The 21,499-nt window shown below is 68.2% G+C and carries 20 protein-coding genes; 4 read left to right on the forward strand and 16 right to left on the reverse strand.

Annotated elements, in window-relative coordinates:
- The first annotated feature begins 74 nt into the window (after positions 1-74).
- Entirely contained in the window at positions 75-872 is a 798-nt protein-coding gene (locus tag HZF05_RS17230) for a TrmH family RNA methyltransferase (protein ID WP_160363016.1), read from the forward strand.
- Positions 873-1,002: 130 nt separating this feature from the next.
- The gene (locus tag HZF05_RS17235; RefSeq protein WP_160363017.1) at positions 1,003-1,311 is read left to right on the forward strand and encodes a hypothetical protein; all 309 of its coding nucleotides are present in this window, start codon (positions 1,003-1,005) and stop codon (positions 1,309-1,311) included.
- Positions 1,312-1,317: 6 nt separating this feature from the next.
- Here HZF05_RS17235 and HZF05_RS17240 read toward each other — a convergent pair whose 3' ends face one another.
- The 3 genes from HZF05_RS17240 to recR form a co-directional block, all read right to left on the reverse strand.
- Positions 1,318-2,721, reverse strand: a complete 1,404-nt coding sequence (locus HZF05_RS17240; RefSeq protein WP_160363018.1) for a DNA recombination protein RmuC — start codon at positions 2,719-2,721, stop codon at positions 1,318-1,320.
- A 62-nt stretch (positions 2,722-2,783) separates the two neighbouring features.
- Entirely contained in the window at positions 2,784-3,320 is a 537-nt protein-coding gene (def, locus tag HZF05_RS17245; protein ID WP_160363019.1) for a peptide deformylase, read from the reverse strand.
- Between the two features lie 80 nt (positions 3,321-3,400).
- Positions 3,401-3,997: a recombination mediator RecR gene (recR, locus tag HZF05_RS17250; protein ID WP_160363020.1), complete on the reverse strand. Its 597-nt coding sequence runs from the start codon at positions 3,995-3,997 to the stop codon at positions 3,401-3,403.
- 53 nt (positions 3,998-4,050) lie between these two features.
- Between recR and fmt the strand changes: the two genes are divergently transcribed.
- Positions 4,051-4,956, forward strand: a complete 906-nt coding sequence (gene fmt / locus HZF05_RS17255) for a methionyl-tRNA formyltransferase (RefSeq protein ID WP_160363021.1) — start codon at positions 4,051-4,053, stop codon at positions 4,954-4,956.
- A complete protein-coding gene (gene truA / locus HZF05_RS17260) occupies positions 4,953-5,696 on the forward strand; it encodes a tRNA pseudouridine(38-40) synthase TruA (protein ID WP_160363022.1) in 744 nt (247 codons plus the stop codon). The genes fmt and truA overlap by 4 nt, the downstream gene beginning before the upstream one ends.
- A 41-nt stretch (positions 5,697-5,737) precedes the next feature.
- On the opposite strand, the gene HZF05_RS17265 is transcribed toward truA, so the two are convergent.
- The 13 genes from HZF05_RS17265 to HZF05_RS17325 form a co-directional block, all read right to left on the reverse strand.
- Positions 5,738-6,109: a hypothetical protein gene (locus tag HZF05_RS17265; protein WP_160363023.1), complete on the reverse strand. Its 372-nt coding sequence runs from the start codon at positions 6,107-6,109 to the stop codon at positions 5,738-5,740.
- 155 nt (positions 6,110-6,264) lie between these two features.
- Positions 6,265-8,160 carry an XrtA/PEP-CTERM system amidotransferase gene (locus HZF05_RS17270; RefSeq protein WP_160363024.1) on the reverse strand — a complete coding sequence of 632 codons (1,896 nt, stop codon included), beginning with the start codon at positions 8,158-8,160 and terminating at the stop codon, positions 6,265-6,267.
- Positions 8,161-8,164: 4 nt separating this feature from the next.
- A complete protein-coding gene (xrtA, locus tag HZF05_RS17275; protein ID WP_160363025.1) occupies positions 8,165-9,688 on the reverse strand; it encodes an exosortase A in 1,524 nt (507 codons plus the stop codon).
- The gene (locus tag HZF05_RS17280; RefSeq protein ID WP_160363026.1) at positions 9,685-10,863 is read right to left on the reverse strand and encodes a TIGR03087 family PEP-CTERM/XrtA system glycosyltransferase; all 1,179 of its coding nucleotides are present in this window, start codon (positions 10,861-10,863) and stop codon (positions 9,685-9,687) included. Before HZF05_RS17280 ends, xrtA begins: the two co-directional genes overlap by 4 nt.
- A gap of 4 nt (positions 10,864-10,867) precedes the next feature.
- Positions 10,868-11,926 carry a FemAB family XrtA/PEP-CTERM system-associated protein gene (locus HZF05_RS17285; RefSeq protein ID WP_160363027.1) on the reverse strand — a complete coding sequence of 353 codons (1,059 nt, stop codon included), beginning with the start codon at positions 11,924-11,926 and terminating at the stop codon, positions 10,868-10,870.
- Positions 11,923-12,759, reverse strand: a complete 837-nt coding sequence (locus tag HZF05_RS17290; RefSeq protein WP_160363028.1) for an XrtA system polysaccharide deacetylase — start codon at positions 12,757-12,759, stop codon at positions 11,923-11,925. Before HZF05_RS17290 ends, HZF05_RS17285 begins: the two co-directional genes overlap by 4 nt.
- A 19-nt stretch (positions 12,760-12,778) precedes the next feature.
- Positions 12,779-13,822: an XrtA/PEP-CTERM system-associated ATPase gene (locus tag HZF05_RS17295; protein ID WP_160363029.1), complete on the reverse strand. Its 1,044-nt coding sequence runs from the start codon at positions 13,820-13,822 to the stop codon at positions 12,779-12,781.
- A 12-nt stretch (positions 13,823-13,834) separates the two neighbouring features.
- The gene (locus tag HZF05_RS17300) at positions 13,835-15,445 is read right to left on the reverse strand and encodes a porin family protein (protein WP_160363030.1); all 1,611 of its coding nucleotides are present in this window, start codon (positions 15,443-15,445) and stop codon (positions 13,835-13,837) included.
- Positions 15,442-16,398: an AAA family ATPase gene (locus HZF05_RS17305; RefSeq protein WP_160363031.1), complete on the reverse strand. Its 957-nt coding sequence runs from the start codon at positions 16,396-16,398 to the stop codon at positions 15,442-15,444. Before HZF05_RS17305 ends, HZF05_RS17300 begins: the two co-directional genes overlap by 4 nt.
- Before the next feature lie 14 nt (positions 16,399-16,412).
- Positions 16,413-17,951 (reverse strand): XrtA system polysaccharide chain length determinant, encoded by a 1,539-nt coding sequence (locus HZF05_RS17310; protein WP_160363032.1) that lies wholly within the window; start codon positions 17,949-17,951, stop codon positions 16,413-16,415.
- Positions 17,952-17,978: 27 nt separating this feature from the next.
- Complete coding sequence (locus HZF05_RS17315) at positions 17,979-18,620, reverse strand: XrtA/PEP-CTERM system exopolysaccharide export protein (RefSeq protein ID WP_160363033.1); 642 nt, start codon at positions 18,618-18,620, stop codon at positions 17,979-17,981.
- A gap of 103 nt (positions 18,621-18,723) precedes the next feature.
- Positions 18,724-19,965, reverse strand: coding sequence for a pyridoxal-dependent decarboxylase, exosortase A system-associated (locus HZF05_RS17320; protein WP_160363034.1), 1,242 nt, complete (start codon positions 19,963-19,965; stop codon positions 18,724-18,726).
- Positions 19,962-21,476: an AMP-binding protein gene (locus tag HZF05_RS17325; protein ID WP_160363035.1), complete on the reverse strand. Its 1,515-nt coding sequence runs from the start codon at positions 21,474-21,476 to the stop codon at positions 19,962-19,964. Before HZF05_RS17325 ends, HZF05_RS17320 begins: the two co-directional genes overlap by 4 nt.
- Between the last annotated feature and the right edge of the window lie 23 nt (positions 21,477-21,499).

Raw genomic sequence — 21,499 nt, forward strand, 5'->3', positions numbered from 1 at the left:
CGTTCGGGCCGAGACCGTCGACAAGCTCAGGGCGAACGTCTTGGATGATCCTGAATATTCGCTAGAGAGCGGCCATGCCCCGCGAGATCACCGCCTTCTCCAACTCCCTCGTCAAGCGCGTGCGAAACCTGCGCGAGAAGCGTCATCGCCGCGAGGAGGGCCTGTTCATCGCCGAAGGACTCCGCATCCTGACAGACGCCGAGGAAGCCGGGCGCCTGCCGCAATGGATCTTCTACACCGCCGAGATGCGCAACCATCCGCTCGTCCGCCGCCTGAGCGCCGCCTGCGAGGCGGACGGTGGCGAGGCGATCGAGACCAATGTCGACATCCTCCACAAGCTTTCCGGCAAGGACAATCCACAGACCGTGCTCGGCGTCTATGCCGAGTTCGAAACGTCGCTTGATCGGCTCGATCGCGCGGCCTCGGGCATCTGGATGGTGGCGCAGTCGCTGCGCGATCCCGGCAATCTCGGCACCATCCTGCGTACTGGCGACGCGGTCGGCGCGGGGGGGTTGATCCTCGTCGACGATTGCGTCGATCCCTTCTCGGTCGAAGCGGTGCGCGCCTCGATGGGGGCACTGTTCACGCAGCGGATCGCCAAGGCGAGCTGGGCGGAGTTCCTCGCCTGGCTGCGATCCGGCCCCGGCCAGCTCGTCGCGCTCAGCCTGCGCACCGACATCGATTATCGCCAGCCCTCGTATGAGGCTCCCACCTTCCTGCTCGTCGGCAACGAGGCGCGCGGCCTGCCTGCCGCCTATGAGGACGCCTGTGATCTGCGTGTGAAGTTGCCGATGCGCGGGCGGGCCGATAGCCTCAACGCCGCGATCGCCACCGCCGTGATGGCCTACCAGGTGCTCGGCCAGCGGCTCTGATCGATCGGGCCGATCACCTAAACCACATCAAGCTACTGGACCGTCCGCCCGCAAGGGGTCATCCTCCCGCCATAACGACGAGAGGGTGCCCGATGAACTATGCTCCTAGCCGATTGCCGGCGGCGGCGGCGTGACGTCGCCCATGCAGATCGTCCACGATCTGTCCGCGCTGCATCCCGGTACGATCTACTGGGTGCCGGCGGTCGAGGCGCCGGAGCGCGGCTGGGCGGGGCTGGCGGGCAGCCATCGCGGATCGCGCTACCTGATCGACGCCGAGACATTGCGCCCCGGCCATGACGGCTTCCCGGCCTTCGGGAGCCGGTCCGACTGCCTGCGTTGGATCATGGCAAACCAGCGCGCCATCTCGGAGGGCGCTCCGGGTGCGCATGTCCATGCGGCGAGGCTCGATGCCTGGATGCTGGGGCTGGACGCGATCTGAAGCCGCTTATTCCGCCGCTTCCGCCTGCGGCCCTTCCAGCTCCGGCGTCGTCGGATTGCTGGCCAAAGCCTCGATCGGGCGAATGTCTTCCAGATCCTTGCCGCCGGTCTCGATATTGAGCTCGCGGAATCGTCGGGCCGTCACCATCACGCGGCCGTCGAAACTGCTGACGAACTTGTTGTAATTATCGACTGCCGAGTTGAGGCCGCCGCCGACGCGCTTGAGATGGCCGACGGCAATCGACAGCCGTTCGAACATCTCCTTGCCAAGCGTACCGATCCGTTGCGCCTCGACTGCCAGCTTCTCCTGCCTCCAAACGCCGGCGACGGTGCGGGCCAGCGCGACGAGATTGGTCGGCGCCGCGAGCAGCACGCGCTTCTGGAAGGCATAGTCCCACAAGGTCGGATCGGCGTCGGTGGCTGCTGAGAGAAAATGCTCGCCGGGGATGAACATCACCACGAACTCCGGCGTGTCCTCGAACTGGCTCCAGTAGCTCTTGGCGGCGAGCGCGGTGACATGCGCCTTGATCGCGGCGGCGTGGGCCTGGAGGAATCGCGCACGCTCGGCCTCGTCGATCGCCGCATAGGCATCCTGATAGGCGTTGAGAGACACCTTGGCGTCGATCACCAGGCTCTTGCCGCCCGGCACGCGGATCACCGCATCGGGACGCAGGCGGCCATCCTCCGTCGAAACCGAGACTTCCATCTCGAAATCGGTATGCTCGGCGAGCCCGCACGTCTCCAGCACGTTGCGCAGCTGCTGTTCGCCCCAGCGTCCCCGCGCCTTGGGCGCGGCCCGCAGCGCGTTGACCAGCCGCGCCGCCTCGCCGCGCACCGCCTCCTGCCCCTCGCGCATCGCGCTGATCAGGCCGGTGAGGTTGCCATAGGCCTCGGTCCGCTCCTTCTCGATCTTGCCGACATTCTCCTCGTAGCGCTTGAGCGTTGTCTCGACCGGCGTGAGCAGCGCCTTCAGCCGCTCGCCCTGCCGCTCGTCGGCCTGCGCGAATCGCTGGTCGGCGCGCTCGAGGAACGCCTTTTGCGCCTCGCCGAGGATCCTGCCGCCGATCGCGCTGAACTGGGCCGAGAGCGCCTCCTTCGCCTCGCGCAGCTCGGCGAGCCGCGCCTCGAATGCTTCGGCACGCTGGCCGGCGGCGGCGCGCTCAGCCGCGAGATCGCGTTGCGCCGAGTCGCGTTCCCTCGTCACCTCGTCGAGGGTCGTGCGCAGCAGCGCGGCCGTGTTGGCGCGCTCTTCGGCCGTCGCTCTGGCGGTCTCGGCAACGCGCGAGCGCTCGTCGAGACGATCGCGCTCCGCCTTGAGCGGCGCCATTCCGCGCGATGCCAGCAGCCAGCCGGCCGCGAGGCCGGCGACCAGCATCACGCACGCGATCAGGACGGCGACGACAGGCTCCAAGCGCCCCTCCATATGGAACGAAGAGAGAACGTAGCCGACGACAACCTACGGCGCAAGGCCGATCACGCGGCGCGGTTCTGCTTGCGCTGTTTTTCGAGCTTCTTCAGCACCATGTCGCGCTTCATGCGCGAAAGGTGGTCGGTGAAGACGGTGCCGTCGAGATGATCCACCTCGTGCTGCAGGCAGGTCGCGAGCAGGCCGTCGAGCAGTTCGTCATGCGTCTTGCACTCGCGGTCGAGCCACCTGGCGCGGATCGTGTCAGGCCGCTCGACATCGGCATATTGGTCCGGGATCGACAGGCAACCCTCGGTATAGACGCGCAGTTCCTCGGACGGATCGGAGAATTCGGGGTTGATGAAGACGCGCGGATTCTTCGGGCCGGGCTCGTCCGAGCCTTCCTCGCTCTCCTGCAGGTCGATCACGAGCAGGCGCAGCGGCACGCCGACCTGGATCGCGGCGAGACCGATGCCGGGCGCGTCGTACATCGTCTCGAACATGTCGTCGATCAGCGTCTGGAGTTCCGCGTCGAAGGTCTCGACGGGCTTGGAGATCTGCCGCAGGCGCGGATCAGGGACTTCGATGATCGGAAGAATGGCCATGGCGATCAGCTATGTATCACGGGCGCGCGGGTCAAGCGAAGCGAGTCGATTACAGCGATCGATCGATTCGCGCTTGTACGCTAGTCGATCGGCCGTCTCGCCCGCAGCGCCTGCGCCAGCGTGCCCTCGTCGAGATAATCGAGCTCGCCGCCCACCGGCAGGCCGTGGGCGAGACGGGTCAGACGCACCGGGAACCCCTCCAGCCGCTCGGCGATGTAATGCGCGGTGGTCTGGCCTTCCAGCGTGGCGTTGGTGGCGAGCACAACCTCGTCGATCCCGCCCGCCGAAAGCCGCGCGACGAGGCGATCGACCGACAGATCCTCGGGCCGCACCCCCTCCAGCGCCGAGAGCCTGCCGCCGAGCACGTGGAAACGACCGGGGAACAGCCGCGAGCGCTCCAGTGCCCAGAGGTCCGCCACCTCCTCCACCACGCAGAGCGAGCGCTGGTCGCGGCGCGGGTCGGCGCAGATCGCGCACGGGTCCGACGTGTCGACATTGCCGCAGGTGGAGCAGGTGGAGAGCCGCGTGCTTACGGTCTCCAACGCGCGCAGCAGCGGAGTCAGCGCTGTCTCGCGCTTCTTGAGCAGGTGGAGAACGGCGCGACGGGCCGAGCGCGGGCCCAATCCGGGAAGCCGGGCCAGCGCCTGCGTCAGCGCCTCGATTTCGGGGGAAGCCATGCCGACATGCATATGGGCTTGCGCTGCGGCTTGCCAAGCGCTTGGGAGGCACGATGCGCATCGCCTTCATGGGAACGCCCGATTTCGCCGTGCCGACGCTCGATGCGTTGCATGAGGCCGGGCACGACATCGCCGCCGTCTACACCCAGCCGCCGAGGCGCGCGGGCCGAGGGAAGGCCGTGCAGCCCTCGCCAGTGCAGAAGCGCGCCGAGGCGCTGGGGCTGGAGGTGCGCTCGCCCCTCGCCCTGCGCGATGCGGAAGAGCAGGCGGCCTTCGCGGCGCTGGGGCTCGATGTCGCGGTGGTGGCGGCCTACGGGCTGATCCTGCCGGTGCCGGTGCTGGAGGCCCCGAGACTCGGCTGCCTCAACGTCCACGGCTCGCTGCTGCCGCGCTGGCGCGGCGCCGCTCCGGTGCAGCGTGCGATCCTGGCCGGCGATCGCGAGACTGGCGTCGGTATCATGCAGATGGAGAAGGGCCTCGATACCGGCCCGGTGCGGCTGGAAGGCCGGGTGCGCATCGACCACAAGACCGCCGGCGCGCTCACCGCCGAACTGGCCGAGCTCGGTGCAAAACTGATGGTGCAGGTGCTGGCCCGCCCGGATACATATCCGCCGCTGCCCCAGCCCGAGGATGGCGTCACCTACGCCGCCAAGATCGAGAAAGCCGAGGCGAAGATCGCCTTCGACCGGAGCGCCGGGGAGGTCGAGCGGCACGTCCGCGCCTTCAACCCCACGCCCGGCGCCTTCTTCGAATATGGCGGCGAGCGCATCCAGATCCTCGCTGCTGCGATCGAGGATGGCGATGGCCAACCCGGCGAGGTGCTCGACGAACCCCTCCGCATCGCCTGCGGCAGCGGCGCGATCCGGCCGCTGATGGTGAAGCGCGCGGGCCGCGGCGCGATGCCGACGCCGGAGTTGCTGCGCGGCTTCCCCATTCCCAAGGGCAGCCAGCTCGCGTGACCCGCTTCAAGCTGATCGTGGAGTTTGACGGCCGCCCCTTCATGGGCTGGCAGCGACAGACGCACGGGCCGAGCGTGCAGCAGGCGATCGAGGAGGCGGTCACAATCGTCACCGGCGAGTCGCAGGCGGTGCATGCCGCGGGCCGCACAGACGCGGGGGTGCATGCCACCGCCATGGCAGCGCATGTCGAGATCGAGAAGCCGATCACGCCCTTCCGGCTGATGGAGGCGCTCAACGCGCGGATGCGGCCAAACCCGGTCGCGATCCTCGCCTGCGAGGTCGTGCCCGAAGACTGGCACGCCCGCTTCTCCTGCATCGGTCGCCGCTACATCTACCGCATCGCCGAACGCCGCGCGCCGCTGGTGCTGGAGGCGGGCAAGGCGTGGCGGATAGCGCCGCCGCTCGATGCGGACGCCATGCACGAGGCGGCGCAGCGGCTGGTGGGGCTGCACGACTTCACCACCTTCCGCTCGGTCCACTGCCAGTCGGACAGCCCGGTCAAGACACTCGACCGGCTCGACGTGCGTCGCGTGGCGGGCGGCATCGAAGTGGAGGCGGCGGCGCGCTCGTTCCTGCACCACCAGGTGCGATCGATGGTAGGGTGCCTCGCGCTGGTGGGTCAGGGCAAGTGGTCCGCAAACGACGTCAGCGCCGCGCTGGACGCGAAGGACCGTGCCGAGCTGGGATTGAACGCGCCGCCGGACGGGCTGTATTTCGTGGAGGCGGTTTATCCGGATTGAAGGTCAGCTAACACCCCGGTAGCGGACGTTCTGCAACATTGTCAGCGAACGCCCAAGCGACGCTCCGACTGCCGCAGAGCCGCTTTCAAGTGTGCCTCCTCACCGCGATAATGCGGACATTTGAAGCCAATGGGAATGATCTCCTGATTGGGCTCTACTGGATCGAGAAGGTGGCGGTCAGACAACGAAGCGCGCAGGCGATCCTGCCGAGCTTTGTATTTTCGATCAAAATGTTGCTCCGCATCGTCGATCGGCATCCCCCGACAATGCATCTCGTAGATTGTGTCGCGGGAGAGGGCGCGCCGGTAAAGTGATATGTCTGGCGTATCAGCCGCCTGAGCGCTTGCGGTAGCGATCAGGGAAAATAGAAATGTGAGCCTTTGCATCTGTCGATCATAGCTGCCCGCGATCACGCTTCAATGACCGCTTTCCGCCAATTCCCGTCATCCCCGCGAAAGCGGGAATCCATGCACGCTGTTCTCCAAGATCGCGCGCCGGGCCTATTAACCCCGGATCAAGTCCGGGGTGACGGAAGAGATAACAACCGGCGCTTTCCGACCAATAGGCGTCAAGCCCCGAACAGCCGCGTCAGCGACTTGTCGAGCATCAGCAGTTGCCACAGCAACCGGCCGTGATCGGCGCGGCCCGTGCGGTGCTCGTTGGCGATGCGGCTCAGTTCCTCCGGCCGGAACCAGCCCGTATTCGCCAGCGCCGCGCCGCGCGCGATGCGGTCGGCTTCGCCCGCGAGCGGTCCACGGAACCAAGCCGAGATCGGCGTCACGAAGCCCATCTTGGGGCGGTAGAGGATGTCCTCCGGCAGGTAGCGGCGCATGGCGTGCTTCATCAGCCACTTGCCCTGCCCGCCCCGCAGACGCATCGGCTGGGGCAGGCTCGCCTCGAAGGCCAGCAGCTTGTGATCGAGCAGCGGCTCGCGCGCCTCGAGGCCGACGGCCATGCTCATCCGGTCGACCTTGGTGAGGATGTCGCCCGGCATCCAGACCGTCATGTCGGCATATTGGGCGCGACCGAGCCAGTCGGTGGCGGGGGCGTTGCGCATCGCCGCCTCGATCCGCGCCTCGGCCCGGTGCCCGCCGAGTGCGCGCGTCGCCTCGGGCGTGAAGAGGCGCGCCCGGATTTCCGGCGCGGTGAAGCCGATGGCGCGGGCGTAGGCCTCCTCGGGCGATTGGGCGAGCGCCTGGAAGGTGGACTTGGCGCGCAGCGGGCGTGGCGCCCAGTCGGCCTTGGGGTAAGCGCGGCCCAGTGCCCCGAACACGCGCCCGCTCATCTGGTTGCCGAACATCCCGCGCGCGCGGTTCTCGGCGACGAAGAAGCGGTGGCGGCGGTATCCGGCGAGCGCCTCGTCGGCGCCGTCGCCGGAGAGCGCCACCGTCACCCTCTCGCGCGCCAGCTCGCAGACGCGGTACATCGGCAAGGCCGAGGCATCGGCGAAAGGCTCGTCGAAATGATGGACCAATGTGTCGATTAGCCCGAAATCGTCGGGCGAGACGACCCGCTCTCGATGGTGCGTGGCGAAACGCTCGGCGACGAGGCGGGCGTGGCTGGTCTCGTCAAGGTCGGGCTGGTCGAAGCCGATCGAGCAGGTCTCGACCGCCGACCGGCTCGCCTCGGCCATCAGCGCCACGACGCTGGACGAATCCACCCCGCCCGACAGGAAGGCGCCCAGCGGCACGTCGGACACCATGCGCGAGCGCACCGCCATCCGCATGTAGTCGGTCAGCTGGTGCTCGAGGTCCTTCGCCGATCCCCTGGCGTCGGCGGGAAACGCGATATCCCACCAGCGCTGCGGCTCCGGCAGTCGGTGGTTGCGCCGCAGAGTCATGTGGTGGCCGGCGGGCAGCTTCTTCACGCCGGCGACGATGCAGGCGTCATCCGGCACGTAGCCGAGTCCGAGGAAATCCTCGACCGCTGAGAGATCCGGCGAACGGCGCAGGCGTGGATGGGCGAGCAGCGCCTTCAGCTCGGACCCGAACAACACCGCGCCGTCGGGCAGTTCCGTGAAAAAGAGCGGCTTCACCCCCAGCCGGTCGCGCGCCATGAACAGGCATTGCTGATCGGCGTCGAACAAGGCGAAGGCGAACATGCCGGTGAAGTGATCGAGGCAGGCCGGCCCCCAGCGCCGCCAGCCATGCAGGATCACCTCGGTGTCGGACTGGGTGCGGAACTCGGCGCCCCACGTCTCCATGTCGACGCGTAGCTCGCGATAATTGTAGATCTCGCCGTTGAAGACGACGGTGAGCCTGCCGTCGGCCGAGTGCATCGGCTGCTGGCCGGTGGCGAGATCGATAATGGCGAGGCGGTTTTGTCCCAGCCCCACGCCGGGTGCGGTCCACACCCCCTCCCCGTCCGGCCCGCGATGCGCGAGCGCATCGAGCATCTGCTTCACCCGCGCCGGATCGACCGGCTTGGGCGTGTCGAGGTGGAAGATGCCGGCGATGCCGCACATGGGTCTAGTGCGCCCCCGCGATCGTCTTGAGGACGGGCTGGACAGGGCCGATGCCGGCAAGGAAGGCATCTACCGCCGCACGGCCACCCTCCGCCTCGTCGGCCGAGACAAGCAGCGCCATCGCGTGCCGGTCCCCCCCGAGGAGACGGCGCTTGAGTGTTTCCATCTTCACTCGCGCCGGGCTGCCGGTGATCATGCCGCCGACGTTGTAGAAGCTGACCACGGTCCGCAGCGGCTGGCCGCCGGCGAGAAGCTGCTCGGCGCGTCCATTGGTTGGCGCCGGCAGATCGGAGGTCCACGACCATGGCCCCTGCGGATCGACCGCGCCATGGCCGTAGCCGACCAGCGAGTGCTGCTCGTCCTGAACAGGCAGGTAGGCGATGGCGAGATCCACCTGCTGGCCGGCGGCGTTGCGATAGCCCTGCATCAGAAGCGTGGCTCCATCGAAGCGAGGCCGCCAGCTACGCCCCGCCTCGACCTTCGTCCAGCCTTGCGGTGACGGCAAGGTGATCTCGTAAGCGTTCGAGGCGCCTTCGGTCGCGACGATGCGGCTCCAGACCGGCGCCACCATGGACACCAACAGCACCGCGACGACCGCCGGAGCGAGTGGCCACACCGCTCGCTGCTTCGCCACCTCGCGTTCGGCGCGCGCTGCGTCGAACGGCGGTGCATCGGCGGGTCGGTCGAAGAATTTCCAGCTGAGCGCCAGCACAACCGCGATCACCGCGCCGAAGAAGAACCAGCCATAGACGACGTGATCGAATCCCTCCGCCGCCTGCGCGCCGCGATATTGGGCGACCCAGATCGTCCCGAATGCACGCAGCCCGTTGGCGAGTATCGGCACCACGATGCAAACCGCCATGAAGGCGGCGCGCCGTCCCCAACTGCGGAAACCGAGGTTCGCGACCAGCACGCCGAGCGCGATCATAGCGACGAGGAACTTGGCGCCCGAGCAGGCCTCCGCCACCTTGAACAGGCCGGCAGGCGTGGTGATGAACACTCCGTCGATCGTCGCCGGCACGTGCACGGCGGCGAGGAACACCATGCAGAGCTTGGCGGTGATCGTCTGGAGCGGCGGGATCACGCCGTCGCCGGCGGGCACGAGGAAGAAAGCGTAGAAGAGCGGGAAGATCAGCCCCGCCGTCACGCCCCGGCCCAGCATCGCAGCCACCGCGCCCTGCAGCATCATGACGAGCCCGAGCTGACGCGCGAGCGAGACGCCCGCCGCCTCGCCGACCAGCCAGCCGAGCCCGCCGATGGCGATCCACAGCAGAGGCAGCGGCCAGGCGTGCGGCTCCATCCTCTTCAAGAGCGGCGCGCGCTGCCAGACCAGCCAGCCGATGATCGGCACGATGACCAGGCAATGCTCGTAGGTGGAACTATGCCACCAGGTCGAAGCCATCGCGGCGGCATCGCGGCGGAAGATAGCGAGGATCGCCACCGCGATCGCGCCGAGCGCCGCCAGATGCGCGCGCCAGCCGACGAAGGCGAGGCGAGCCGGCGCCGAAGGGAGCACCGCCTCGCTCATATATGCTCCAGCATCGCATCGAGCGGGGCGAGCCGCGCGTCCCACGCATAGCGCGCCTCGACGCGCGCGCGGGCAGCGGTGCCTATCGCCTCGGCACGGATCCGATCGGACAGGAGCGCGGCGACAGCCTCGGCCTCGGCCTGCGGGCCGTCCGCGACGATCAGATCGCGCCCCGGGTCGGCATCGATGCCCTCGAAGGCCTGCGGGCTGGCGACGACCGGGCGGCCCATCGCCATCGCTTCCAACACCTTGTTCTGGATGCCCCGCGCGATGCGCAGCGGCGCGACCACCACGTCGGCCTGCGCCAGCCACGGGCGGACATCGGCCACCTCGCCCGTCACCTCGACGCCATGGCGGCCGGCGAGTGCCATCAGCGATGCGTCCGGCTTGCGGCCGACGATCGCGAAGCGCGCTTCCGGCGCGCGGGCGCGGATCATCGGCATCGCCTCGCGCGCGAAGCTTGCGGCGGCCTCGATATTGGGCGGATAGTCCATCTGGCCGGTGAGGACGATCAGCGGCGCCTGTCCCGTCGGATGCGGCGCGGGCCGGTAGCCGTCGAGATCGATGCCGTTCTCCAGCACCTGAACCGCTTCCTCGCCCAGCTTGGTGCGTGCGCGGAACAGCGCCGCCTCGGCCTCGCTGACAAACAGCGAGACGACGGCACGGCGCGCGGTCTCACGCTCGAAATGGAAGAGGCGCCGCGCCTCGCGCTGCCACATCCAGCGCATCGGCGGCTTCGCGGCGCGGCCGTAGGCGACGAACTTCTCCGAGTCCATGTCGACGAAGTCCATCACGAAGGGCCGGTCGTCAGGCGCATACTGCGCCATCTGGCTGGAGAAGACGTAGAGATGCTCGATCGGCTCGTCGGCCAGCAGGCGATCGACGAAGCCGGCCATCCCCGGATGCGCGAAGGCCGTCACCGACACCGACTTGTGCGTTGCTAGCGCCAGCATCGCCGCGGTGCCGCGGGATCGGGTGCGCCGCTCGATATGCATCTTGGCGACCAGCGGCTTCAGTCCCTCCGCCGCGCGCTCGTCCGCCTCATCGTCGGCGAAGGCGGCCAGGTGAACACGGTGGCGCTCCGCCAGATGTTTCAGGATGTTGTAGGAGCGGATCTTGTCGCCGCGATCTGGAGGGTACGGAACGCGGTGGGCGAGGAACAGCAGGTCGCCCATGCGATCAGCCCAGCCCGCGCGCGATCGGCGGCCCCAGCCGGTTGGCGAGCCACAAGGGCAGTTTCTGCCACGCCCTGATCTTCGCCTGATATTTGGGGTTGAGCGGGTTCACCTCGCGCGGTGCGGCACCATCGGCGGTGCGGATCGCGTAACCGAGCGGCTGCGGATCGAAGCCCCAATTCTTCTTGTAGGCGAAAGCCCCCGTCTCGGGCTTGGAACGACCGAAATCGAATGCCGAGCAGCCGCGTGTCCGGGCGTGACGCATCAGCGCGAAATACATCAGCTCGTTCGCTCGCAACTTCCGCGCCTCGAAGGTGCCACCGCCCCAATACGGCATCGCTGTCCCGTTGTGGTACAGGCTGAGCACCGAGGCAACCGGTCGTCCTTCATGGCGGACGGTCAGGATGTCGGCATCTTCGCCGAACGCATCGAGCACGGCGGCGAACAGCTTTTTGGGGAATACCGGCGTGCCGAGGTTTCGGACGCTCTCGGCATAGACGGCGTAGTGCGCTCGCGCGTCCTCGCGGCCGCGCCCGACGCTTACGGTCATGCCGGCATCGAGCGCCTTGCGCACCTCGGCACGCTGCTTGCGCGGGACCGCCTTGAGCTGGGCGTCGTCGTCCTGCTCGATCGGCCGGACAAAGCCTGCATAGCTTTCGAGCTTGTGCGTCCAGCCCTCGCCCTCGGGCAGCGGGCCGCCGCGCAGCTCGAGGCTCGGAAACCTGCCCCAGCGCGCCAGATCCCACGCCGCCTCGACCAAAGCGGCCTCCGCCACCCCGTCATCGGCAAGCACGCCGCCGCCGACCGCGAAACCGCTCGATACCAAGGCCTTGCCGAACAGCACCGACTTCACCGCCGTCAGCGGCAGCACGCCGGCCACCACCCCGCCCCGCTCGGCGACCAGCATGGTCGCGGCATGGCCGGTCGCGGTCTCGATCGCGTCGATCCAAGCGGGCAGATGGAAAGGCGTGCCCTGCGCATGCGCGCGGACGTAGTCGCCGGTCAGCGCCTCGTCGACATCGTCGCGGATGGTGACGGGAAGCACCGCCTCGGCCGGGTTCATGGCTGCTGGCCCGCGACGACGCGGTCGACGCGGTCCCAGGTGAAGTCCTTCAGCAGCCGCTCCAGCTTGCCCTCCATCGCCGAGAGGCGGCTGTAATGGCGCACCTTGGACTTGAGCGGCGCATCGGCGACGCGCGGCTGGCCGGGATCGATCTCCCACGGGTGGAAATAGAATACCGCGGGGCGCCCCGCCTCGCCGTTGACCTGCCGGATCGCCCAGCTGCTGAACCTGTACGGCAGCAGCCGGAAGAAGCCCCCGCCGCCGGCCGCCAGCGTCCGATCGCCCAGCTTGGCTGTGGTGACGGGCAGCTCGATCATCTCGCTCCCCTCCACCGGCTTCCAGACGAAACGCGGGCTTTCGGGCCATCCGTAATGATCGTGCTTCACCGGCGCGACCGACGAGGAATAGGCATAGCCCTCCTCCGCCAGCACGGCGTGCGCCCACGGCGTACGCTTGTCGATCGAGAAGCTCGGCGCGCGATAGCCCGTGACGGGCGCGCCGGCCGCATCCTCAATCGCGGCCTTGGCGCGGCGGAGGTCGGTGCGGAACTGCTCGGCGGTCATCGTGAAGACGCGGTCATGGTCCCAGCCGTGGCTGGCGATCTCGTGCCCCTCGGCAACGATTCGGCGCATCTGCTCGGGGGCGCGCTCAGCCACCCAGCCGAGCGTGAAGAAGGTCGCCTTCACCCCCGCGCGCTGGAACAGGTCGAGCACAGCATCGGTGTTGCGCTGGACGCGGCTTTCGAGGCGCGGCCAGTCACCCTTGTCGATCACCCTCTCGAAGGCGCCGACCTGGAACCAGTCCTCGACATCGACGGAGAGCGCGTTGCGCATCACCGGGGGCATCCCTTCCTCAGCGGGCGTAATGCTGGGTAGCAGGTTCCTCGCGCTCGACCCAGTCGATCAGCAGGCCGAGCACGCGGCGCAGCGCCGCCTCCTGCTCGTCCAGACGCTCTTCCAGCTCGGCGATGCGATCGAGCAGCGCCGGGTCCTGCGCGGTGACGATGCGGACGGGCGCGGCCTCGGTCGGCGGCGCGGCGTCGGCGGCACGGCGGCGCTGGGGGGCGCCCTCCGCGGCGGCGGCGCGCTCCTCGCCCTGATCGGCCGCGACCAGATCGACGGTCGCCCCATCGATGCGGCTCAGCCCCTCGACCGAACCGTGCAGCAGCACGCGGCCCGCCAGCACGTTGAGCCGGCGCGGAACGCCGCCGGAATGCCTGTAGAGCGCGGCCCACGCATCCTCGGTGAAGCTCGGATTGTTCTGCCAGCCGACCAGCTTCAGGCGATGCTGGATGTAGGGCGCGATCTCCTCGGCCTCCATCGGCGTCAGGTGATGCGTCGCGATCACGCGCTGGCGCAGCTGCTCCAGATGCTGCGAGGTCTCGAACCGCTCGCGGAATTCCGGCTGGCCGAGCAGGAAAATCTGCAGCAGCGACTGCCCGCCATTCTGGAAATTGGAGAGCATGCGCAGCTCCTCCAGCGCGGAGAGCGGCAGGTTCTGCGCCTCGTCGACGATCAGCAGCGTCTGGCGGCCTTCGGAGGCGTGTAGGCGCAGCGTCCGCTCGATCCGGTCGAGCAGCTGCGCCTTGGCCAGCCCTTCGGTGGCGAGGCCGAGCTGCTGGGCGGTGAGCCGCAGCATGTCCTCGCCCTCCACCTGCGTCGAGACGAGGCGCAGCGCATGGAGCCGCTGCGGATCGATCGAGCGCATCAGGTGGCCGACCAGCGTCGTCTTGCCCGCGCCGACATCGCCGGTGATGACGATGAAGCCCTCGCCCTGCGACAGCCCGTAGCCCAGATAGGCCATGGCGGTGCGGTGCGTCTTGCTCTCGAACCAGAAGCGCGCGTCGGGCGTCAGCTGGAAGGGGCGGTCGCCGAAGCCATAGTAGCGATCGTACATGCGAACCCTTCCTTACATCGTGTAGCGGATGGAGACGAGCGCCGTCCCGATCACGTCGTTGTCGCGATTGTCGCCCGCGCTGGACGACGCGCTGACCGAGGCGGTTCCGGAGAGATGCCGCCCGAAGTCGCGATAATAGCTCACCGCGCCACCATAGACCCAGTAGGGCGTCGATCCGAACTGGTCGCTGTCGTACCAGGCGCCGAGCCCGTTGAACGACACGCTGGATACCGAGGAGAGCTTGCGCACCGCGACGCCGTTGATCGTCACGCTCTGGTCGTTCGCGCCGGTGAAGGCGAAGAGCGAACTCTCGCCATAGACGGGCGCCAGATAGTGGCGGTGATCGTAGCCGACGCCGAGGCCATAGGTCCAAAGCCCGCGGCTCGACGACCAGTTGGCCCACACGCCGCGCGACCGATAGAAGTCCGAGCTGACCGAGTTGAGCGCCGGCAGGCAGCCGCCCTGGCCCCCGTTGGCGCCGAACACGCAGCCGGACAGCGTCGTCGGGATCGGCGGGGAGTAGCTGTTGAAGCTGTCGGGCAACGCGCCGATGCCGCTGGTCAACTGGCGGCCGAAACTGGTGACGTCGTCATAGGCCACGACCTCGACCGCGCTCGATGCGTTGATCTGATGCTCGAACTTGCCGAACACCACGGTTTCGCCGTAGCGGCGGCCACCGTGGACCTCCAGCGTGGTGCGGGCACTCGGACGCCACAGCACGCCGACATCCCAGATCAGGCCGTCCTGATCGTAGGTCAGCTGGCGCTTCTTGCTCTTGTCCGCCTGCAGGTGCCGATGATCGTCGAGGATAGCATTGCCCTCGGCATCCGTCAGGATCTGGCGCGAGGAGGCCTTGTTCTCCTCCCAGCCCACGCCGCCTTCCAGCGCGACCGTGGTCGAGACCGGCAGGGTCGCGTCGGCACGGCCGAAATAGCTGTCCAGCCGCGCGTCGAGGAAGTGAACCTGATCGCGGTTGGCGCCGCCCGACAGCTTCAGGCCGAAGGGCAGGCCGTAGCCGCCCGGATCGGTGCCGGCGGACGCATAGACCGAATTGCTGATCGTGGTGAAATCGTTCTGGAGCACCGGCTGACCCGGCCCGAGATCGAAATCGCTGCCGCTGCCCGTCTTGGTCCAGCCGAAGCGATAGTCGGCGCTGACGCCGATGTCGCCGACGCGCGTGGCATAGCTCGGCCCGGCCTGCACGGCATAGACCTGCTCGGTATTGCTGTCGTCGCCGAACACGAAGCCCGGCGAACGGCGCCCGAAGCCGCCGCTGGCGCGCGTCGCGATGCCCGCCGCGTCGAAGCTCAGGTCCTGTGTCGGCTTGTAGGTGATCACGCCCAGGCCCTGGTGCGTGTCGGTGTCCTGATATTTGTGCGACCAGGCGAAATAGTGATCGTAGCGATAGTCGATCTGGCCCTGCACGTGCGCGCCGTCGAGCGTCGCGTCGACGCCGGCGGAAAGGCCCGTATAGGTCACCGCGTCCTGGTCGTTGCCGGTCAGGTCGGCCGTGAAGACCTGCTGGGCCTCGATATAGGGGTGGATACTGGTGCGCGCGCCCGCCGGTGCCGCGGCGAGCGCCGGCAGCGTCAGCAAAGCGGCGGAAAGGGCGAGCCGCTTCATCCGTCGATCCCGTAATATTGGCCGAAGCGGCGGCTGGACCCGCCGAACTCGACGCCATTGAGGAGGAGCTGCGGCTTCGGGCAGGCCGAAAGCAGCTCGAGCGCTTCACGCAACTCAGTCTCGCCGGTCTTCTCGGCGCGGACGACGAACAGCAACTGGCCGGCGTGCATCGCCAGCACCGATCCCGTCGAGGCGGCCAGCGCCGGCGAGGAATCGAACAGGATGATCCGGCGCGGATCGCGGCTACGCAGCCGCTCCAGCACCTGCGTGGTGCGGGCCGAGGCGAGCAATTCGGTCGCCTCGTTGGTCTGGCGGCCGGCGGGCAGGACCGACAGGCCCTGGATGTCGGTGCGGATGATGCAGCCCTCGACGTCCACCGACGGATCCGCGATCGCGTCGATCAGGCCGGGGCCACCTTCGAGGCCGAGCGTCGAAAGTATTTCGGGCTTGGCGACGTCGGCGTCGACCAGCACCACCTCGACATCCTTCTCGGCGGCGAGGCTGAGCGCGAGATTGACGGCGCAGAAGGTCTTGCCCTCGTCGGGACGGGCCGAGGAGATCAGGATCGTCCGGCCTTTCGGCGTGTCGTCCATGCCGCGCAGAAGCTGGCGCTTCACGATGCGGAATTCCTCCGCGATCGGAGTCGCGCCGCTGCCCGGCACGATGAAGCCGCCTTCGCGGAGATCCTCGATCTTGACCGTGCCGAAGCGCGGCTCGGCGGCCGGGCCGAAATCCACCGGTTGCGGCTGATAGGACGAGGATTGCGCTGGCGCGAAAGAGACAGGCGCCGCCGGCTCGACCGGCCGGGGCGCCGTCTCGGGCTGGCCGGCGCCGCGCAGGTTGGAACCGAAATCATAGACGTTGGCCGCACGCTCGACGAGCGAGGGGCCGCGCGGCGCCTTGGGGCGCTCGCCGCCGTTGGGATCGGGCGCGATCGGGGTGTGCTTGCTCATGCCGTCGTCCCCTGTCACGCCATCAGTCCGCGCTGGACGAACTCGACCGCGAGCAGGAGCACGAAGGCCCCGACCAGCGCGCCGCCCGCCCCCGCGAACCATTTGAACTGCTGCGCCGCCTCGGCCTTCTGCTTCGCGCTGTGCACGAAGCTGACCGCACCCAGCACCGGCAGGCCGCTCGCCGCCGCCAGCGCCGTCGGCGTAGAGTAGCTGGACTGCATCTTGTGCTTCAGGAAGGCCACCGCCGCGCCGCCCAGTAGCGCCAACAGCAGCACGCCCGTCAGCAGCAGCGGGCGCATCGGCTTGGCCGGCACCTTGGAGAAGCTCGGTGGCGCGATCACGCGGAACTGAACGCTGCCATCCTGATTCTGCGCGTCGGCGCGCAACTTGATGCCCTCGCGGTCCTGCAGCAGCTTGTCGTACTGCTGCTGGAGCACGTCGTGATCGCGCGACAGTTTGGCCTGCTCGGCCGTGATCTCGGGCGCCCCGGCCTGCTTGGCGGCGAAGGTCGCGAGATCCGACTGGAGCTGGGCGCGGCGCGTGGAAAGCGCGGCGTAGGTCGCCTGCTTGTCCGCCTGCATCGAACGCAGCGAGAGATAGGCCGGATTGGGCTGGCTGCCCGCACCGCCACCGGTATCGGCGGCCGCCGCGCCGGAGATGCGGGCGATCTGCTTCTTGAGCGAAATGACGTCGGGATGCTGGTCGGTCCAGCCCTGCGCCTGATCGGCGGCGAGCTGGCCCTGCAGCTGCGCGAGTTGCTGGCGCGGGCCGCCGACGGTGCCGGGAACGGCCACGCCGGGGATGGTTGCGGGCGTGCCAGCCATCTGGCCGTTCACCGCCGCCAGCGCCGCCTGCGCGGAGGCAAGCTGTGTCTCGACGTCCTGCAGCTGACCCTGCGCGGTCTGCATCCGGTCGGCGATCGACCCGGTGCCGGGCAGCATGCCCATATATTTCGCCTCGAACGCCTGCTGCTTGTTCTCGGCATCCTGCAGCTGCGCGCCGCGCTGGGCGAGCTGCGCGTCGAGGAACTTGAGCGAGCGCTGCGCCTCGTCGGCATTGCCGGCGGAATAGCTGGTGTAGAAGGCGTCGAGCAGCTTCTGCGTCACCGTCTGGGCGAGGTGCGCGTTCTGCGAGTCCGAATAGCCGCCGCCGGACAGCGCGACGCTCACGTCGAACAGATTGTCCTGCGTCGACTTGATGCTGACGGCGTCGGCGAGGCGCGACACCTGGGTGGCAAGATCGCGCGGCGTGCGCGCCTGCCTGGCGAGCGCCGGCGTCGACTGGATCACCCCGGTCAGATTCTCGGCCGAGGTCAGCGTCTGGCGGAAGCTGTCGATATCCTGCTGCTGGTCGTTGGCGCTGATGCCCACCGCTTGCGGAAGGATCGACTGCGGCGTGATGTAGACGCGCGCCACGCTCTGATAGGTGTTCGGGATCAGCGAGACGGCGAGCCATCCCACCAGGGCGATCGCCCACGCCACCGCCAGCGCCAGCCAGCGGCGGCGCCAGACGGCGTGGATGCCCACCCGGATCTCGTCGAGGATCGCCTGCATGATCTGTTACGCCTCGCTACCGGCCGCTCAGAACATGCTCTCGGGGATGATGATGACGTCACCCGGCTCGAGCTTCACGTTCGCGCGGACGTCGCCATGCTTCACGAGCTTCGCAATCTGGAGCGGATACTCCTTCTGCTTACCTGTCGCCTTGTCGAACCGCACCAATTTGGCACGGTCACCTGACGCATATTGGGACAGTCCGCCCACCGCGATCATCGCGTCCAGCAACGTCATGTTGGCGCGATAGGGCAGGCTCGCCGGCTTGTCGGTCGCGCCTACGATGCGGACCTGCTGCGAGTAGGTGCCCTGGAAATTGTCGACCATCACAGAGACGAGCGGATCCTGCACATACTTGGAGAGCGCCGCCTTGATGTCCTCGGAAAGCTGCGCGGGCGTCTTGCCCACGGCAGGCAGGTCGGCGATCAGCGGCGTCGTGATCCGGCCGTCGGGGCGTACCTGCACCTTGCCGCCGAGCTCCGGATTGCGCCACACGAAGATGGTGAGCTGGTCCATCGGGCCGATGACATAGGTCTCGCCCGGTTCTTCCTGCGTGGAGACGAAGTTGGCGGGCGGCAGCGGCGGACCGCCGGCCCCCGATGCGCATCCCGTCACGACGCTGCACAGCATCGCCGCCAGCACCGTCTTCGAAGCGCCTTCGAACCGCATGACTCAATCCCCTTCATTCGCCGCGAAGGGACGTGCGCCGAGGCCTTCGGCACGCGCTTTCGCGGGTCTTCCGATGCTCGGCCTACGCGGTAAGAGGTTATTTTTACGTTAGGATAACAGCGCTTTCGGCGGAAATCGCGATTTCGCACGGAGCCGGATGGCCGAGGAAGGCGGTCGGCGACGCGGTCGCCCCATAGGCACCAGCCAAGAACACGGCGATGATATCGCCTGGCTCTGCGCGAGGCAGCATGGCGTCGTCGGCGAGGCGATCGAGCGGGGTGCAGAGACATCCGACGACGCTGGCTTCCTCCCCCGGCTCCGCGCCGAATTTCGTCGCGACCGCAACGGGATAGTTACGACGAACCACCGTGCCGAAATTGCCCGAGGCGGCGAGCTGGTGGTGCAGGCCGCCATCGGTGACCAGGAAGACCTTGCCGTGACTGACCTTTCGGTCGACGATGCGGGCGAGATAGACGCCCGCCTCCGCCACCAGCCAGCGCCCCAGTTCGATCGCATAGCGTTCGGCCTCCCCATCTATCCTCCCCGCCAGCGCGGCACCGATTGCCTCGACATCGAGCGCGACGTCGCCCGCAAAGTACGGAATGCCGAAGCCACCGCCGAGATTGACCAGCGGAGCGCGGATGCCGGTCCGGTCGTCGATCTGCCGAGCGAGGGCGACGCTGTTCGCCTGCGTCTCGATGATGGCGTCGCCGTCCAGCGACTGCGACCCGGCGAAGACGTGCAGGCCGCGATAGTCCGCCCCCGCCTCCGCCAGCCGCCGAACCAACGGAGCCACACGCTCCTGATCGACGCCGAACGGCTTGGCGCCGCCGCCCATCCGCATCCCCGATCCGCGCAATTCGAACTCGGGATTGATCCGGACCGCGAGGCGCGGCGTCAGCCCCAACGCCTCGCCGATCGAGAGCGCGCGATCAGCCTCATGTTCGGATTCGAGGTTGATCGTGGCGCCGGCTCGGATTGCGGCTTCCAACTCGCGCGCCTTCTTGCCGGGTCCCGCAAAGCTGACATGCGCCGCCGCCATGCCGGCCTCGATCGCGCGCCGGAGCTCGCCGTCGGACGCGACATCGAAACCATCGACGATCCCCGCCATCGCCGACACCAGCGGCGCGAACGGGTTCGCCTTGACCGCATAGTGGATTTCCAGGCCGGCCGGCATCGCCGCGCGCAGCCGCTCGACCCGACGAGCGACCATCCCGAGATCATAGACGAACAGAGGCGTATCCCCCGCCGCCTCGATGAGCGCGGTGACGTCATGGCCTCCGATCAGCAGCCGGCCTTCCGTATTGGCCCCGTAGCCGGACGGGATCGGGCCGAGCGGCTTCATGCGCCATGCATCTTCGCGATGGCGACACGGTCCAGCTTGCCGTTGGGGTTGCGCGGTAGATCGTCCACCCAGATCACCTCGCGCGGCTGCTGAAAGGTCGGCAATTCGGCCTTGAAATGCGCGAGCAGGCGCGCCTCGTCACCCGTACCGCGCACGACCAGCCGGATCGCCTGCCCCAGCCGTTCATCGGGCACGCCCAGCGCAACGGCTTCCGACGCGGCACCGCTGGCGACAGCGGCCTCCTCGATCTCGGTCGGGCTGACCCGGTTGCCCGAGACCTTAATCATCTCGTCGTCTCGCCCGACGAAGCGAAGCAGCCCATCCGCATCCCGCTTCACCGTATCGCCCGACCACACCGCCATGCCGCCGAGCATCGATCCGGCGGGCGCGGGCCGATAGCGTAGCGCGGTCCGCTCGGGATCGCGCCAATAGCCCTGCCCGACCAGCGAGCCGGCATGGACCAGTTCACCCGGTTCGCCGTCGGCGGCGATGCGTCCATCCGGCCGCACCACCATCACCTCGGCGAAAGGAATGGCCCGCCCAATCGATTCGGGATGGGCATCGACTAGCGCGGGGTCGAGTCGGGTCGAGCGAAAGGCTTCGGTGAGACCATACATCAGTGTCAGGCTGGCCCGCGGAAACAGTTCGCGCAAGCGCCGCACGAGCGGCACCGGCATCCGTCCGCCCGTCGCCGACAGGATGCGCAGCCGGGCAGCGACCTCCGGCGGCCATTGCGCCTCGGCGAGCTGGATCCACAGCGGCGGCACCCCCGCGAGCGTGGTGATGCCGTGCCTTTCCACCGCACGAACGACATCGTTGGCCACCAGATAGTCGAGCGGCACGGCACGGGCGCCCGCCGCCCAGGTGGAAAGCAGCTGGTTGAGACCTGCGTCGAAGCTGAGCGGCAGGACGGCCAGTGTCCGATCGCCCGGCTCGACACGGAGATAGTGCGCGACCGCGATCGCGCCGAGCCAGAGGTTGGCGTGACTGAGCATCACGCCCTTGGGGCGGCCGGTCGATCCGGAGGTGTAGAGCAGAGCCGCCAGCACATCGGTGTCGCCGCTCGACGGCGGCAGCGGCACGGGATGATCGAGCAGGCAATCTTCGGACAATATCCTGCAGCCGACCGGCAAATCACTGTCTTCCAGCAGCTTTTCTCGCGCCGGCTGCGTGATCAGCAATCGCGCGTCACTGTTGGCGAGAATATGCGCGACCTGCGCGCGCTTGAGGAGCGGATTGACGGGCACGTGCACCAGCCCCGCCCGCGCGCAGGCCAGCGCCAGCAGGCAGGCGGTGCGGGTCTTGGGGAGCCAGCTCGCTATGCGATCGCCCGGGACGGCGCGATCGGCGAGGTGCGCAGCCAATGCGCCCACCGCGCGATCAAGCCCGTCAAAATCCAGTTCGCCATCGCGATCGACCAGCGCGACGTCGCCCGGCCGGCCGCACAGCGCGAGCCGGTCCAGCCGCTGCGGCAGGGGTTCCAGCCCGTCCCATTCGTTCGCGACTTGCAAATTCCCACCCCGACGCGCCACAG

The sequence above is a fragment of the Sphingomonas chungangi genome (genome assembly GCF_013778325.1).
GTDB classification, from domain to species: Bacteria; Pseudomonadota; Alphaproteobacteria; order Sphingomonadales; family Sphingomonadaceae; genus Solisphingomonas; species Solisphingomonas chungangi.

Excerpts from the sequence above, each read along its gene's own strand:
- HZF05_RS17230 (WP_160363016.1), top strand. The coding sequence starts at position 75 with ATGCCCCGCGAGATCACCGCCTTCTCCAACTCCCTCGTCAAGCGCGTG.
- def (WP_160363019.1), bottom strand. The coding sequence starts at position 3,320 with ATGGCCATTCTTCCGATCATCGAAGTCCCTGATCCGCGCCTGCGGCAG.
- recR (WP_160363020.1), bottom strand. The coding sequence starts at position 3,997 with ATGGCTTCCCCCGAAATCGAGGCGCTGACGCAGGCGCTGGCCCGGCTT.
- fmt (WP_160363021.1), top strand. The coding sequence starts at position 4,051 with ATGCGCATCGCCTTCATGGGAACGCCCGATTTCGCCGTGCCGACGCTC.
- HZF05_RS17270 (WP_160363024.1), bottom strand. The coding sequence starts at position 8,160 with ATGTGCGGCATCGCCGGCATCTTCCACCTCGACACGCCCAAGCCGGTC.
- xrtA (WP_160363025.1), bottom strand. The coding sequence starts at position 9,688 with ATGAGCGAGGCGGTGCTCCCTTCGGCGCCGGCTCGCCTCGCCTTCGTC.
- HZF05_RS17280 (WP_160363026.1), bottom strand. The coding sequence starts at position 10,863 with ATGGGCGACCTGCTGTTCCTCGCCCACCGCGTTCCGTACCCTCCAGAT.
- HZF05_RS17285 (WP_160363027.1), bottom strand. The coding sequence starts at position 11,926 with ATGAACCCGGCCGAGGCGGTGCTTCCCGTCACCATCCGCGACGATGTC.
- HZF05_RS17290 (WP_160363028.1), bottom strand. The coding sequence starts at position 12,759 with ATGCGCAACGCGCTCTCCGTCGATGTCGAGGACTGGTTCCAGGTCGGC.
- HZF05_RS17295 (WP_160363029.1), bottom strand. The coding sequence starts at position 13,822 with ATGTACGATCGCTACTATGGCTTCGGCGACCGCCCCTTCCAGCTGACG.
- HZF05_RS17300 (WP_160363030.1), bottom strand. The coding sequence starts at position 15,445 with ATGAAGCGGCTCGCCCTTTCCGCCGCTTTGCTGACGCTGCCGGCGCTC.
- HZF05_RS17305 (WP_160363031.1), bottom strand. The coding sequence starts at position 16,398 with ATGAGCAAGCACACCCCGATCGCGCCCGATCCCAACGGCGGCGAGCGC.
- HZF05_RS17310 (WP_160363032.1), bottom strand. The coding sequence starts at position 17,951 with ATGCAGGCGATCCTCGACGAGATCCGGGTGGGCATCCACGCCGTCTGG.
- HZF05_RS17315 (WP_160363033.1), bottom strand. The coding sequence starts at position 18,620 with ATGCGGTTCGAAGGCGCTTCGAAGACGGTGCTGGCGGCGATGCTGTGC.
- HZF05_RS17320 (WP_160363034.1), bottom strand. The coding sequence starts at position 19,965 with ATGAAGCCGCTCGGCCCGATCCCGTCCGGCTACGGGGCCAATACGGAA.